Annotated in this window: 12 protein-coding genes and 2 rRNA genes; 11 read left to right on the top strand and 3 right to left on the bottom strand. The window is 72.8% G+C overall.

The window, feature by feature from the left end; genetic code table 11:
• From ACTWP5_RS04280 to ACTWP5_RS04255, 6 genes are all read left to right on the top strand, one after another.
• A 23S ribosomal RNA gene (locus ACTWP5_RS04280) occupies window positions 1-106 on the top strand; the annotation flags it as partial.
• A 53-nt stretch (window positions 107-159) separates the two neighbouring features.
• Window positions 160-277: ribosomal RNA gene (gene rrf / locus ACTWP5_RS04275) — 5S ribosomal RNA — on the top strand.
• Window positions 278-1,258: 981 nt separating this feature from the next.
• Window positions 1,259-1,465 carry a helix-turn-helix domain-containing protein gene (locus ACTWP5_RS04270; RefSeq protein ID WP_443219321.1) on the top strand — a complete coding sequence of 69 codons (207 nt, stop codon included), beginning with the start codon at window positions 1,259-1,261 and terminating at the stop codon, window positions 1,463-1,465.
• A 154-nt stretch (window positions 1,466-1,619) separates the two neighbouring features.
• Window positions 1,620-1,718, top strand: coding sequence for a 30S ribosomal protein bS22 (locus tag ACTWP5_RS04265; RefSeq protein ID WP_003948845.1), 99 nt, complete (start codon window positions 1,620-1,622; stop codon window positions 1,716-1,718).
• A 92-nt stretch (window positions 1,719-1,810) separates the two neighbouring features.
• The gene (locus ACTWP5_RS04260; protein ID WP_443219320.1) at window positions 1,811-2,860 is read left to right on the top strand and encodes an NAD-dependent epimerase/dehydratase family protein; all 1,050 of its coding nucleotides are present in this window, start codon (window positions 1,811-1,813) and stop codon (window positions 2,858-2,860) included.
• Window positions 2,853-3,860, top strand: a complete 1,008-nt coding sequence (locus tag ACTWP5_RS04255; protein ID WP_443219319.1) for a lysophospholipid acyltransferase family protein — start codon at window positions 2,853-2,855, stop codon at window positions 3,858-3,860. Before ACTWP5_RS04260 ends, ACTWP5_RS04255 begins: the two co-directional genes overlap by 8 nt.
• A gap of 100 nt (window positions 3,861-3,960) precedes the next feature.
• Here the strand turns inward: ACTWP5_RS04255 and ACTWP5_RS04250 are convergent, their stop codons facing one another.
• The 3 genes from ACTWP5_RS04250 to ACTWP5_RS04240 form a co-directional block, all read right to left on the bottom strand.
• Window positions 3,961-5,406 carry a DUF5667 domain-containing protein gene (locus tag ACTWP5_RS04250; RefSeq protein ID WP_443219318.1) on the bottom strand — a complete coding sequence of 482 codons (1,446 nt, stop codon included), beginning with the start codon at window positions 5,404-5,406 and terminating at the stop codon, window positions 3,961-3,963.
• Window positions 5,407-5,737: 331 nt separating this feature from the next.
• On the bottom strand, window positions 5,738-6,547 hold the full coding sequence (locus ACTWP5_RS04245; RefSeq protein ID WP_443219317.1) for an ECF subfamily RNA polymerase sigma factor, BldN family: 810 nt from the start codon (window positions 6,545-6,547) through the stop codon (window positions 5,738-5,740).
• A 606-nt stretch (window positions 6,548-7,153) separates the two neighbouring features.
• Window positions 7,154-8,059 (bottom strand): HAD family hydrolase, encoded by a 906-nt coding sequence (locus tag ACTWP5_RS04240; protein ID WP_443219316.1) that lies wholly within the window; start codon window positions 8,057-8,059, stop codon window positions 7,154-7,156.
• 150 nt (window positions 8,060-8,209) lie between these two features.
• Here ACTWP5_RS04240 and ACTWP5_RS04235 point away from each other — a divergent pair, with 150 nt between their 5' ends.
• The 5 genes from ACTWP5_RS04235 (at window position 8,210) to ACTWP5_RS04215 (ending at window position 13,956) form a co-directional block, all read left to right on the top strand.
• Complete coding sequence (locus tag ACTWP5_RS04235) at window positions 8,210-8,503, top strand: glutaredoxin family protein (protein WP_443219350.1); 294 nt, start codon at window positions 8,210-8,212, stop codon at window positions 8,501-8,503.
• 260 nt (window positions 8,504-8,763) lie between these two features.
• Window positions 8,764-9,642 (top strand): redox-sensing transcriptional repressor Rex, encoded by an 879-nt coding sequence (locus ACTWP5_RS04230; RefSeq protein WP_443219315.1) that lies wholly within the window; start codon window positions 8,764-8,766, stop codon window positions 9,640-9,642.
• A complete protein-coding gene (locus tag ACTWP5_RS04225) occupies window positions 9,639-11,087 on the top strand; it encodes a glutamyl-tRNA reductase (protein ID WP_443219314.1) in 1,449 nt (482 codons plus the stop codon). The genes ACTWP5_RS04230 and ACTWP5_RS04225 overlap by 4 nt, the downstream gene beginning before the upstream one ends.
• Window positions 11,084-12,112, top strand: a complete 1,029-nt coding sequence (gene hemC, locus ACTWP5_RS04220) for a hydroxymethylbilane synthase (RefSeq protein ID WP_443219313.1) — start codon at window positions 11,084-11,086, stop codon at window positions 12,110-12,112. The genes ACTWP5_RS04225 and hemC overlap by 4 nt, the downstream gene beginning before the upstream one ends.
• A 44-nt stretch (window positions 12,113-12,156) precedes the next feature.
• Entirely contained in the window at window positions 12,157-13,956 is a 1,800-nt protein-coding gene (locus ACTWP5_RS04215; RefSeq protein ID WP_443219349.1) for a uroporphyrinogen-III synthase, read from the top strand.
• Window positions 13,957-14,010: the final 54 nt, after the last annotated feature.

Genomic DNA, 14,010 nt, shown 5'->3' with positions numbered 1-14,010 from the left:
TTTGAGGGGGTAAGGCTCCCGGTAGACGACCGGGTTGATAGGCCAGGGATGGAAGCCCTGTGAGGGGTGGAGTTGACTGGTACTAATAGGCCGAGGGCTTGTCCGCAGATGCTCGCGTCCACTATGAACATTTCCGCAAGGCCGGTGACACTTTTGTGTTTCGGTGGTCATGGCGGGAGGGAAACGCCCGGTTATCTTTCCGAACCCGGAAGCTAAGCCTCCCTGCGCCGATGGTACTGCATGGGGGACCGTGTGGGAGAGTAGGACACCGCCGAACAACTTTTATAGACGTAGGGCCTGTTGGGAGAAATCCCGACAGGCCCTACGTGTGTGTGCGGTCCGCTCTGCGTGGACGTGTCGGTGCACCGAGACGTCGCCGTGGGCCGTCAGGGGCGCGGTGGTCCTCCGCGCTCATGGTGGTGTCGTACGCCGTGGCCGTCTCGACTCCTCACATGCTCTGGCGCCAGGCGCTCGTCGACGGAGGAGCGCGGCCCCGTTCCGCACGGGCCTCCGGCCGGCGGGGCGGAGGGATACGATCCCGGTGGCGACGTGACCCCGTGCCCGTTCGCGCCTCTCCAGAGCCGTTGTCCGGCCCCGCCTCTCGATGGTCGTGAAGGAGGCCTGCTCGCCGTGACTAGTGCTTGCGTCCACTCATGCCGCCACCGACGGCTGCGCAGGTCTCAGCACACTGTAGTGACGACGAATCGACATAACGACCCGATTCCTCTACGCACCCCTGGACTCCAGGCACGAGAACCGGACAGCTTCGGACGGGTCCTCGTGAACGCCTCGTTCGTGTCGACCTGGGCGGTAACGGCCGCTCATGATCCGCCACTGACGCGTGTGGTGAGGATGTGACAGGTGGCGCGACGATGAGGGCCGCCGTCCGCCCGGCCGTCCGCTGATGGCGTAGGGGCGCAGGTCGGGCGGCTGCTGAGCTGTGTGGCACATAGGTACGTCTGATCCTGCGGTGTTCGCCGGGCTGTTGGAGGGCAGGATTTACGTAGGGATGCGTCTCGTCGACGCCTGTCCACGCGGTGCGCCTCCGGCGCTACGGCGTGCGCATGAGGACGGTGCTCCCTTTGTGCTCAAAGGGACTTATCTGTCACGGTAAATGGCCGGTTGTAGTAAAAGACCGGTTGGAGCACCTCTTCCCCACTCGCATCACCCGCCCCTAATCTGGGGAGGAGCGCACATGCGAGAGGGAGTCACCGGAGGGGAAGCCGGTGTCCGACATGTGCGGAAGGTCAGGTGTGACATGGCTGCTGAAAGGCTTCTGAGTGAAGCCAAGTTCCTGACCGTGGCGGAGGTCGCCGCGGTGATGCGAGTGTCGAAGATGACCGTGTACCGCCTGGTGCACGCAGGTCATCTGCCGGCGATCCGGGTCGGGAGGTCCTTCCGCGTACCGGAGCAGGCCGTCCACGAGTACCTCCAGGACTCGTTCGTGGGGGCGGAGAGCGCGTAGGCGCGACTCCGGTCCGTGTACGGCTGCCTGGTGCCTGGGCACAGGACGTACCTCGATTAACCCGTTCCACTGGGTGACCGGTAGGCTGACCCGCATGTAGGTCGTGTGGGCTCGGACGCCCCGCACCGAGTGAACGAAGTGAGCGAGGGTAGTCGTGGGCTCTGTCATCAAGAAGCGGCGCAAGCGGATGGCGAAGAAGAAGCACCGCAAGCTGCTGAAGCGTACGCGCGTCCAGCGTCGCAACAAGAAGTGAGCGAGCGGCGCTGAGCGGCCCTCCCGTCCGCACCACGGCGGGAGGGCCGACGCATCGCACGTCGTGCGCAGGCGGAGGAGTCCCCAAGTCCCGTGGGCAGGACCGTTCTCGTCACCGGTGCCGCCCGCCAGCTCGGTGGGCGGGTCGCCCGGCGCCTCCGGCAGGATCCGGAGGTCGACCGGGTCCTCGCCGTGGACTCCCGGCCGCTGCCAGGACCGCTGGGTGACGTCACCGTCATTCGCGCGGACATCCGCCGGCCGGAGATCGCCGCGGTGCTCGCGGAGCACGCCGTGGACACGGTGGTGCACCTGGACGTCCACGACGGGCCCGCGTCGGGCTCGGCCGGCGGGGGCGCGCGGAGCGGTCTCCGGGAGGCGAACGTTCTCGGCACGCTCCAGTTGGTCGGAGCGTGCCAGCGGATTCCCGGCCTGAACCGGGTCATCGTCAGGTCCAGCACGCGGATCTACGGCGGCGATGCCCGTGACCCGGCCGTCTTCAGCGAGAGCGCCCCTCCGGCGGCGCCGGCGACGGCCGCCGGCTTCGCCCGTGACGTCGCCGAGATCGAGGGCTACGTGCGGAGCTTCGCACGTCGACGCCCGGACGTGGCGGTCACGGTGCTGCGGTTCGCCCACATCCTCGGTCCCCTGGGGGACTCGGCGTTCGCCGCGTACCTGCGGATGCCGGTGCTGCCCACGGTCCTCGGCTACGACCCGCGCCTCCAGTTCGTCCACGAGGACGACGTGGTGGAGGTGGTGGGCAGGGCTGTCGCCGCGCCCGACCGGGCCGACGCGCTGACGGCCGGCACGTTCAACGTCGCGGGAGACGGGGTGATGGTGCTCTCGCAGGCCGCGCGTCGCCTGGGGCGGCCGACGGTGCCGGTGGCGTCGCCGCTGGCCGGCTGGCTGGGGGCGGGGCTGCGGGCGTTGGGCGTGGGCGCGTTCTCCGCCGAGCAGGTGCGCTCGCTCGTCCACGGGCGCGTGGTGCGCACGGACCGGCTCCGTGAGGCCCTGGGCCGTCCGTTGGAGTACACGACGGCCGAGGCCTTCGCGGACTTCGCCGCGGCCCACGGGCCCGGTCTGCTGCCGCCGTCGGCCCTGGCGGGTGCCGCGCGGCGGCTTGAGGAGGCGTTGCGAGGTGGGTGACGCGAAGGTCATCCCGCTGGGTGATCCCGGAAGGCGGGGGCCCAGGGGGCGGCGTTCCCGTGAGGCCGAGGTGCCGGGGCAGCGTGGAGAGCGCTCCGAACGGGACGGCGGGCAGGAGAGCGCGGCGGAGACGCCGGGCGCGTCCGGCACGGGCGGCTCGGGCGGGCTGGAGCAGGCCCTGGCGCGGGGTGTGGCCTTCCTGCGGCGTCGCCTGACGGGCGACTACGAGGTGGACGACTTCGGGTACGACGCGCACCTGACGGACGAGCTGCTGCTGACGCTGTTGCGGCCCGTCTTCGAGCGGTACTTCCGGGTGGAGGTGCGGGGTGTGGAGCACGTCCCCGCGTCCGGTGGCGCGCTCATCGTGGCCAACCACTCCGGCACGCTGCCGTGGGACGGCCTGATGCTCCAGACGGCGATCCGTGACCGGCACCCGGCCGACAGGAACCTGCGGCTGCTCGCGGCCGACCTGGTGTTCCAGCTGCCGATCGTCAACGAGCTCGCCCGCAAGGCCGGGCACACGCTGGCCTGTGCCGAGGACGCGGCGGAGCTGCTGGACCGCGGCGAGCTGGTGGGGGTCATGCCGGAGGGCTTCAAGGGGATAGGCAAGCCCTTCGCGGAGCGGTACAAGCTTCAGCGCTTCGGGCGCGGTGGCTTCGTGGCGACGGCGCTGCGGGCGCGGGTGCCGATCGTGCCGTGCTCGATCGTCGGCGCCGAGGAGATATACCCGATCCTCGGCAACGCCCGCATGCTGGCGCGGATGCTGGGACTGCCGTACTTCCCGCTGACCCCGACGTTCCCCTGGCTCGGGCCGCTGGGCGCGATCCCGCTGCCGACGAAGTGGACCATCCAGTTCGGCGAGCCGATCGACACCGGGGAGTGGCCGCCGGAGGCGGCGGACGACCCGATGGTGATGTTCCAGCTGACCGACCAGGTCCGCGAGACGATCCAGCACACGCTCTACGAGCTGCTGGTCGGCCGGCGTTCGGTGTTCTTCTAAACGTCCAGAGGCGGTCGTCACACGGGGACGGTCGGTGGGGCCACGCTGCCCGACGGAGGGCCGGCCCCGCCGCCCGTTCCGGCGGGTGTCGCCGTGCGGCTCAGCCGTCGAGGCCGAGGTCGGGGAGGAGCTCCTCGACCAACGGGGGGATCGTCACCTGCCGTTCGGGTGAGGCCTCGTCCTCCGGCTCGTCGGAGGCGGTGGGGCTCTCCGAGGTGCCGTCGGACGACGAGCCGCCGAGCAGGCCGGCGCTGCCGAGGAGGCCCTGGGCCCACGGTGACGACTCGGCGCTGCTGCGCCCCTCCTCGTGCGAGGCGGAGCCGTTCGCGGTGCCGGGCCCGGGAGACGGGGAGGCCGACGCCGAGGCGGTGGGGTGGCTGCTGGTCGGGCCGGCGGAGCCGTCGGTGAGGTCCGCGCTCCCCGAGGCGCCGGCCTGGGGCTGCCGGCCGGCGGACGCCGTGGCGTCGTCGGGCTCGAGGGGCAGCAACGCGGCGAGCGGCCCGATGCCCTCCTCTATGGCTTCGAAGACGCCCGTCACCTCGGAGCTGATGTCGTGCAGCTCGAGGGGGAGGCGGTCGCGCAGGCTCCGCCAGGTGTCCCGGTGGTCCTGGGCGAAGGAGGAGAGGGAACGCAGGGGATCGACCGAGCCTTCCGCCTCGTATGCCTGGGTCAGCAGGCGGTGTCCCGTGGAGGCGTCGTCCCGCATGCTGGAGAGGGCCCGGCGGACCTCGGCCAGCTCCTCCTCGTCGAGCTGGCCGGTGCGGCCGCGCTCCATCAGGCGACGGGCTTCGTTCAGGCGGGTGGCGGCGTGGTCGAGGTACAGCCGGCCGCGGTCGACGTCGCCCCTGGCGAAGTCCAGCCGCAGGTCCTCCATGCCGCGCTTGAGCCCGTAGAGCGTGTCACCGGGGAGCGCGTCGGTGCTGGCGGCCGCGGCGCCGCCGAGGGCGCCGGCGGCCACACCCATGGTGAGGCCGCTCGCCGCGAGGCCCTTGGACAGCCTGGTCCTGGGCCGGAGCCGGGCGACGAGGCCGGTGCTCTCGCTCGGCTCGCCCGGCCTGCCGCCCCCGCCCGGCGCGGGGCCGGCGGCGGGCTCGTGCGGAGCGGTGGGGCGGGACCGGTGGCCGCCTCCGACGGCGCGGAGCCGGCGGCGACGCTGCTCCGGCAGCGGCTCGGGGACGGTGGGCGCGGTGGTGGCCTCGGGAGACGCCTCAGCGGGCGTCTGGGCGGGCTCCTGGAGCGCCTGCGGCTCCTGGGACGGGGACGGGGCCGGGGCGGGGGACGACGGGGCGGCAGCGGACGTCACGGCCGCGACCAGCTGGGCGCGCTGTGCCGTCCGTGTCGCGGCGTTCAGCGACGGCCTGGGCAGGGTGGTCAGCTCACGCACGACCGCCAGGGCGGCCCGGGTGGGCGCGTCGGCGACGTTCGCGAGATCGGTCAGGGCCTGGTCCACCTCCGCTGTCGTCGCCGCCTCCTCGCCGAGCGGCGACGCGTCGAGAAGCTGGGCGAAGGCGTGGGCCCGGCGGGTGGCCGCTACGGATCCGATCACGGGCGGCACCTCCTCTCGTCAGCACGATCGACTCCCGTTCTCCGGCCGGCGGTTGCACGTGGCCACCAGACTCACCCGAACGAGTGATTCTCTGATCGGGTTCGGGCGGCGAACGCCTGGCTGTGGGGGAGCCTGCGATCTCGACAACGAGTGGACGGGCACACGGGTTACGGCTGACTGATAATGTGACCGTTTGCCCAAGTGGCGTCACGGTGTGTCCGCGCCGGGGCAGGCCGCATGGCCGGCTGCTGGCAGCCGGCTGCTCGGCTCGTGCGGGTCGAGGTCGGGTGGGGGTGTGGGGGTCGAGGGGGATGGTCGGGGCGGGTGGGCCTCAGCGGGCGTCGTCGGGCAGGAGCCGTGCGAGCGTGCGGACCGCCCGGTACTGGAGGGTCTTGATGGCGCCCTCGTTCTTTCCCATGACGCGTGCGGTCTCGGCGACCGACAGGCCCTGGAGGAAGCGGAGCGTCACGCACTCCTGCTGCTGGGGGTTGAGCTTGCGGACGGCCTCCAGGAGGGCCGAGTTGGCCAGCGACTCGAGGACGGAGTCCTCGGGGCTGCGCTCCACCTCGTTGGCGTCGAGCATCTCCCCGGTGGTGACCTCCAGCCTCGTGCGGCTGGACTTGAAGTGGTCGGCGACCAGGTTCCGGGCGATGGTGACCAGCCAGGCGCCGAAGTCGCGGCCCTGCCAGGTGAAGGTGCCGATGCGGCGCAGGGCGCGCAGGAAGGTCTCGCTGGTGAGGTCCTCCGCGGTGGCCCGGCCCCCCACGCGGTAGTAGATGAAGCGGTAGACCGTGTCGGCGTAGTGGTCGTAGAGGCGCCCGAAGGCCTCCGCCTCTCCGCCCTGGGCCCGCTCGACGAGGTCCATCATCCGACGGCTCTCGCTGCTCGTGGGGGCACCCGGACGCCGTGTGGCGGGGGCGGAGGAGGGGGCCGAGGCGGCCGCGCGGTGGGCGGCGCGGGGGGTGATCGCGCCGCCGGTGAGGGAGAGGGCAGGGCCCGTGGGGGCGGGTGGGACAGGCGGGACGGGTGCGGCGAGGGTGGGGGTGGCGTACGCGGTGGGGACGAGGGCGCGCATCCGGTCGACGACCGTGGTGCGCAGCGTAGCCAGGCCTGAGGCGTCAACCCCGACGTGTGGGTACACGGGACTCCCAGAGGCAGAGCTTCCAACACGTGCAGTGGCGGGTCCGTCACCCGTCACCTGGCTGGCGACGCGTGGGGGACCGGAAACGCGTCTGAATCGCGTCTGAGGAGAATAACGCTTCGTACAGACGGTACTACGCCTAGTTGCGAAAATCGCCGAATCGGTTTGATCTGTTACAGGTTGTGGTCGCTACGCCACGGCTACGCCACGGTCAAAGTGATCGCCGAATGATCGGATTTGCTCAAGGCCAGTTAGAACCTGACCGATACGTCGATCATCGGAAGGAGTCGGCGAGGTCGCGGGTCTGGCCACCCGCGGTTCGGGGTAAGGGACTTGAATGGCTTGGAGCCGTCCGTCCCCTCGCCGGGGGAGACGCGGCGAGGCGCTACGGAGAAACGCCCAGGCCCTGTCCGGTGGATCGTCGCGGGCCCGCGACACCGGCTACGACCGTTCGCCGCGTTGTCGGGACCGCCCACGTACTCCTCCACGCCGCTGCCCCGCGTGGGAGGTGCCGCCACGGCTTCGCGGTGCGAGGACGACCCTCCGCCGTGCGACGGGCCGCGTCTGACGCCGCGGGCTGACCCACGAGGACCCATCGGACCGGGCCTAGCGCCGGCGGCGTTGCAGGGCGAACGCGGCCGCCGCCCCGCCCACCACGGCCCCGGCGCCCGCCGCCGCGGGCACGCCGACGCGCACGGCCTTCCTGCCGGTGCGGTAGTCGCGCAGCCGCCAGCCCATCGCGCGGGCGTGGGTGCGCAGCTTCCGGTCCGGATTGATCGCGTAGGGGAATCCCACCAGGGACAGCATCGGGATGTCGTTGGCCGAGTCGCTGTAGGCCGCGCAGCGCGCGAGGTCGAGGTCCTCGGACTCCGCCAGCGCGCGCACGGCCACCGCCTTGGCCTCGCCGTGCAGGATCTCGCCGACCAGCCGTCCGGTGTACACGCCGCCGACGGACTCCGCCACGGTGCCGAGCGCACCGGTCAGGCCGAGCCGCCTGGCGATGATGGCGGCGGTCTCGACCGGCGCGGCGGTCACGAGCCAGACGCGTTGGCCGGCGTCAAGGTGTGCCTGGGCCAGGGCGCGGGTCCCCGACCAGATTCGGCCAGCCAGGTACTCGTCGTAGATCTCCTCGCCGATCGCCGTCAGCTCGGAGACGCGGTGGCCCCGGACGATGGAGAGCGCGCTGTCCTGGGCGTCCCGCATGTGGCCCGCGTTCTCCGCGCCGGCGAGCCGGAAGTACGCCTGCTGCCAGGCGAACCTCAGCAACTCGCGCTTGCGGAAGAACTTCCGCTTGTACAGCCCGCGGCCGAAGTGGAAGAGGGTGGCGCCCTGCATCACGGTGTTGTCCAGGTCGAAGAAGGCCGCCGCGCGCGGCTCGCCGGGGGCGGGGAACTCCGGCTCGCCGGACGCCGTCCGCAGCGCCGCCTCGGCGGAGGCCGTGCCGGCGAGGACGTGGCGGTCGGTGTTCCGGTCGCGGGCGTGGGCGCGGGCTCGGGCCATGACAGCGAGCATAGCCAGCCGCGTCCCGGACCCCGGTTGCGCGGGAATGTCGTCACGGTTGCCGTGCGCGGCACAATGGGCGCCATGACACCGCCGCTGCGCGCCTTCCGTCGCTCCCCCTCCCGTTCCGACGACGCGGCCGCCGCCGACGCCTCCGCGGGCGTGACCCGCGTCGAGGCCGCCGCCGTCGACGAGGCGGGCCCGGGTGCGGGCCGTGCGGGGCGGCTGGTGACGCTGATCGGCAAGCCCGGATGTCACCTGTGCGACGACGCGCGCGCCGTGGTCGCCGCGGTCTGTGACGAAGTCGGCGTCGCGTGGGAGGAGAGGGACATCACGGTCGACGCCGAGCTCCACCGGCGGTACTGGGAGCAGATCCCCGTGGTGTTGGTGGACGGCGAGCAGCACGACTTCTGGCGGGTGGACCCGGCCCGGCTGCGTCGGGCGCTGGGAGCCTGAGCCGGGTTTCGATTAGCATTCGAGGTCGTTTTCTCCGCGGTTTTCCGGACGGCTATATAGGTGAGGAGTGTGACCGGGTGTCCTCGTTGACTTTTGTGGCACCGGTCACTTTGGACGGACAAAGCGGACAGCATCTTTGTGCACGCGTTCACAAAGACATAGCCTGGGCGCGACGGAGTGGTCCCGGCGCATGCGCGGCGTCGAGCGCGGCGCACGTGATCCGTGGCCGCTCTCCGTATGGCCCGACCGGCAGGAGCACCGTGGCAACTGGCCGAAACCACCGACCGGCGACCCGCAGCCGAGGAATCCCCGAGGCGACCGTCGCCCGGCTTCCGTTGTACCTGCGGGCCCTCACGGCGCTCTCGGAGCGCTCGGTGCCCACGGTCTCCTCGGAGGAGCTCGCCAGCGCCGCCGGCGTGAACTCCGCGAAGCTGCGGAAGGACTTCTCCTACCTGGGCAGCTACGGCACGCGCGGCGTGGGATACGACGTCGAGTACCTCGTGTACCAGATCTCCCGTGAGCTCGGTCTCACCCAGGACTGGCCCGTGGTCATCGTCGGCATCGGTAACCTCGGTGCCGCCCTCGCCAACTACGGCGGCTTCGCCTCGCGCGGCTTCCGCGTGGCGGCGTTGATCGACGCCGACCCGACGATGACCGGCAAGCAGGTGGCGGGCATTCCCGTGCAGCACGTCGACGACCTGGAGGCCATCATCGAGGCGGGTGGGGTCTCCATCGGCGTCATCACGACGCCGGGCGGCGCCGCGCAGCAGGTCTGCGACCGGCTCGTGGCCGCGGGGATCACCTCGATCCTGAACTTCGCGCCCACCGTGCTGTCCGTTCCCGAGGGAGTGGACGTGCGCAAGGTCGACCTGTCGATCGAGCTCCAGATCCTCGCCTTCCACGAGCAGCGCAAGGCCGCGGAGAACCTCGCCCAGGAGGGCGGGCACCTTCCCGCGGGGAGCGCCGGTGGCGTGGAGGCGCCCGAGGACGTCGCGCCGCCGGTCGAGCCTCCGGCCACGGCGGTCGCCCGGCGCGCCGCCCGCAGGCCCGGTGCCCGAGCCGGCACCCGCGCCGGCGGCGGGGGCAGGAGCCGGGACGAGGGGCCGGAAGGGGAGGTCCCGGCGGTGATGCCCGCATGACCCTGCTGGTCGTAGGCGTCAGCCACCGCAGTGCCCCCGTCAGCCTGCTGGAGCGTGTCGCCCTCGCCCCCGAGGCCCGGGTGGCGCTCCTGCGGGACATGGTCGGCCGCGAGCCGATCCAGTCGGCGGCCGTCCTGTCCACGTGCAACCGCATCGAGCTCTACGCCGACGTGACCGGCTTCCACGCCGGTCTCGCCGAGCTGTCCGCGTTGCTGTCGCGGCACGGCGGCGTGAGCCGCGAGGAGCTCTCGCCGCACCTGTACGTGCACTACGACGACCGCGCCGTGCACCACCTCTTCACGGTGGGGTGTGGGCTGGACTCGATGGTGGTCGGCGAGGGACAGATCCTCGGTCAGATCAAGGAAGCGCTTGCCCTCGCGCAGGACGAGCAGACCGCGGGACGGCTGCTGAACGAGCTGTTCCAGCAGACGCTGCGGGTCGGCAAGCGAGCCCACAGCGAGACCGGCATCGACCGTGCGGGACAGTCGCTGGTGACCTTCGGCCTGACGCAGCTCGCCGACGGCGGCCAGGACCCGGCCGGCACGCCCGAGGTGGAGCGGTGGCTCGCCGGCAAGCGCGCGCTGGTGATCGGGGCCGGCTCGATGTCCTCGCTGGCCGCGGCGGTCCTCGCGCGGGCCGGTGTGTCCGAACTGGTGATCGCCAACCGGACGTTGGAGCGTGCCGAGCGGCTCGCCGTCTCCCTCGACGGGCGGCACGCGGGCCGCGAGGGCGGCCTGCCGCGGGCCCGCGCGGTGCCGATCAACGCGATCTCGATCGCCGCCGAGCTGGCGCTCGCCGACGTCGTGGTCTCCTGCACGGGAGCCGCGGGGCTCGTGCTGACCGCCGAGGCCGTGGCCGGAGCGCTGACAGAACGTTCCGCCCTCGCGCGGACGCGCGCCCGCGCGGACGGCGCGTCGGCGTCGACGACGACGCGGGCCGGCTCGGCGCAGGTGCGCCCGCTCGCCGTGCTGGACCTCGCGATGCCACGGGACGTGGACGCCGGCGTGCACCGGCTCGACGGCGTCCGCCTGGTCGACATCGAGTCGCTGGCCGAGGCCTCGGTCGACGCGCCGATGGCGGCCGACGTCGACGCCGTGACGCGGATCGTCGCCGAGGAGGTCGCGGCCTTCGAGGCGGCCCAGCAGGCCGCGCAGATCGCCCCCACCGTGGTGGCGCTGCGCTCGATGGCCGCCGACGTGGTGGCCAGCGAGCTCGCCCGCCTCCACGGCAGGCTGCCCGGCCTCGACGACAAGGAGCGCACCGAGATCACCCGCACCGTCCGTCGGGTGGTCGACAAGCTGCTGCACGCGCCGACCGTGCGCGTCAAGGAGCTCGCCGGAGAACCGGGCGGCGCGGACTACGCCGCCGCGCTCCGCGAGCTGTTCGCCCTCGACGCGCCGCCCCAGCCGCAGCCAGCCGGCGCGATGGAACAGGAGCGGTCATGAACGCCCCCCACACCGGCGCCGCAGGCGCCCCGCTGCGCCTGGGCACCCGGCGCAGCCAGCTCGCCATGGCCCAGTCACGCGGCGTCGCCGAGCAGGTCACGCGCCTGACCGGCCGCCCCGTCGAGCTGGTCGAGATCACCACCTACGGCGATGTGTCGCGCGAGTCGCTGGCCAGCATCGGAGGCACCGGCGTCTTCGTCTCCGCGCTGCGTGACGCCCTGCTGCGCGACGAGATCGACTTCGCCGTGCACTCCCTCAAGGACCTGCCCACCGGGCAGCCGGCCGAGCTGACGCTCGCGGCCGTGCCGCGCCGCGCCGACCCGCGCGACGCGCTCGTCGCCCGCGACGGGCTCGCGTTCGAGCAGCTCGTCGTGGCCGGATCGGCGAGAGGAGGCGGCCCGGCCCGCGTCGGCACGGGCTCGCCGCGCCGCATGGCGCAGCTCAACGCCTGGGCCCGCGCCCTCGGCTGCGAGATCGACGCCGTGCCGATCCGGGGCAACGTCGACACCCGCCTGGGATACGTCCGCTCCGGAGAACTCGACGGCGTCGTCCTCGCCGTCGCCGGCCTCACCCGCATCGGGCGCCAGGGAGAGATCACCGAGGCTCTCCCGCCCGACCTGATCCTGCCCGCCCCCGGCCAGGGGGCGCTGGCGGTGGAGTGCGCCGCGACCCGCGCGGACCTCGCCGCCCAGCTCGCCGCGCTCGACGACCCGCCCACCCGGGCCGCCGTGACCGCCGAGCGAACCCTGCTCGCCGCCTTGGAGGCCGGGTGCAGCGCACCCGTCGGCGCGCTCGCCGACCATCCGGAGGGCGAGCCGAACGGCGAGCAGGACGTCACCGAAATGCGCCTGCGCGGCGTCGTCGGCACCACCGACGGCACCACGCTCGTGCAGCTGTCCACCACCGGAAGCGCGCCGGCATCAGCTGACGAGGCGACCGTCCGAGCCGAACGGCTCGGGCGCGAGCTCGCCGAGGAGATGCTCGCCAAGGGCGCGGCCGGTCTCATGGGGGAGCGAACCAAGTGAGCCCCACCACCGCACGCACCGTACCCGCCCGCGCTACGCGCGCCATGCCCGTCGACCACCCACACCACCCACAGCCGACCCCGTCCGACCAGCACGGTCACGTCACCTTCCTCGGCGCGGGTCCCGGAGACCCGGGCCTGCTGACGCTGCGCGCGGTCGAGGCGCTGCGCAGAGCCGAGGTGGTGGTCGCCGACCAGGACGCGTACGAGGTGGTGCGCACGCACCTCAGCCCCGGCACCGTCACGCCGCTCCAGCGGTCCGTGTCGCGGGGGCCGTCCCCGGCCACGGGGCCCTCGGGTCCCCTGGGATCCACGGGTCCCGCGGGTTCCGTGGACGGGGACGGCGTGGCCCACGCCGACGGCGTCACCGACACCGAAGGCGACACGCACAGCGACGACGACACCGACATCGCATCCCCCGAGTTCACCGACGACGATGCCGCAGATCTTGTCATGCGGGCCGCGCGGCGCGGCAAGCGGGTGGTGCGAGCGGTGGCCGGCGATCCCGGCATGGACGCCGACGCCACCGCCGACATGCTCGCCCTCGCCGCCGAGGGCATCACGTTCGAGGTCGTCCCCGGCATCGCCACCGCCCTGGGCGTGGCCGCCTACGCGGGGGTGCCGCTGCGCGACCCCGACGGCGGCGACGTCCGTTTCGTCGAGGCCAGCGTCGCGGACGAGCGCTGCTGGTCGGAGGCGGGCGCCTCCGACAGCACCGTCGTCGTCTCCACCACGCTGGAGGCGGTCACCCACACCGCCGGCCGGCTGATCGCCGCGGGCCGCAAGCCCGACACGCCCCTGTCCGTCACGGTCGCCGGCACCACCACCCGCCAGCGGACGTGGACCGCGACGCTCGGCACCGTGGAGCGGACCCTGAAGTCCGCGAAGGTGCTGCCGTCGGCGGAGGGCGGCCGGCGGGTGATAGCCGTCGTCGGCGAACGCGGAGCGCACCCGCAGCGGGAGCGGCTGGCGTGGTTCGAGTCCAAGCCGCTCTTCGGCTGGAAGGTCCTCGTGCCGCGCACCAAGGAGCAGGCCGCCTCGCTCTCCGAGCAGCTGCGGTCCTACGGCGCGGTGCCCAGCGAGGTCCCGACGATCGCCGTGGAGCCGCCGCGCACCCCGCAGCAGATGGACCGGGCCGTGAAGGGCCTGGTCACCGGCCGGTACGAGTGGATCGCGTTCACCTCGGTCAACGCGGTGAAGGCGATCAGGGAGAAGTTCGAGGAGTACGGGCTCGACGCCCGCGCCTTCGCCGGCATCAAGGTGGCGGCCGTGGGCGACCAGACCGCCAGGGCGCTGACGGCCTTCGGCGTCCGGCCCGACCTGGTGCCCAGCGGCGAGCAGTCCGCCGCCGGGCTGCTGGAGGACTGGCCGCCCTACGACTCGGTCTTCGACCCGATCGACCGCGTCTTCCTGCCGCGCGCCGACATCGCGACCGAGACGCTGGTCGCCGGCCTCGTCGAGCTCGGCTGGGAGGTGGACGACGTCACCGCGTACCGCACGGTGCGCGCGGCGCCGCCGCCGGCCGAGACGCGGGAGGCGATCAAGGGCGGCGGCTTCGACGCCGTGCTGTTCACCTCCTCGTCCACGGTGAAGAACCTGGTCGGCATCGCCGGCAAGCCGCACCCGGTGACGGTGGTGGCGTGTATCGGCCCGGCCACGGCGAAGATGGCCGAGGAGCACGGCCTGCGCGTCGACGTCGTCGCGCCCGAGCCGTCGGTGAGGAAGCTGGCGGAGGCGCTCGCGGAGTTCGGCGGCCAGCGCAGGACGGCGGCGATCGAGGCGGGCGAGCCGTTGAAGCGCCCCAGCGAGAAGCGCGCGCAGCGCAGGAGGACACGGACAGCGTGAGCAGGCCGAACGACGCGACCACCGCCGGCACCCCCGGCGGCCCGGCCGGCGGGC

This window comes from Streptomyces sp. 4N509B (assembly GCF_052245655.1).
Lineage (GTDB): Bacteria > Actinomycetota > Actinomycetes > Streptomycetales > Streptomycetaceae > Streptomyces.
The sequence above is the reverse complement of the archived record's forward strand: the minus strand, read 5'-3'. Positions and strand labels throughout refer to the sequence as shown.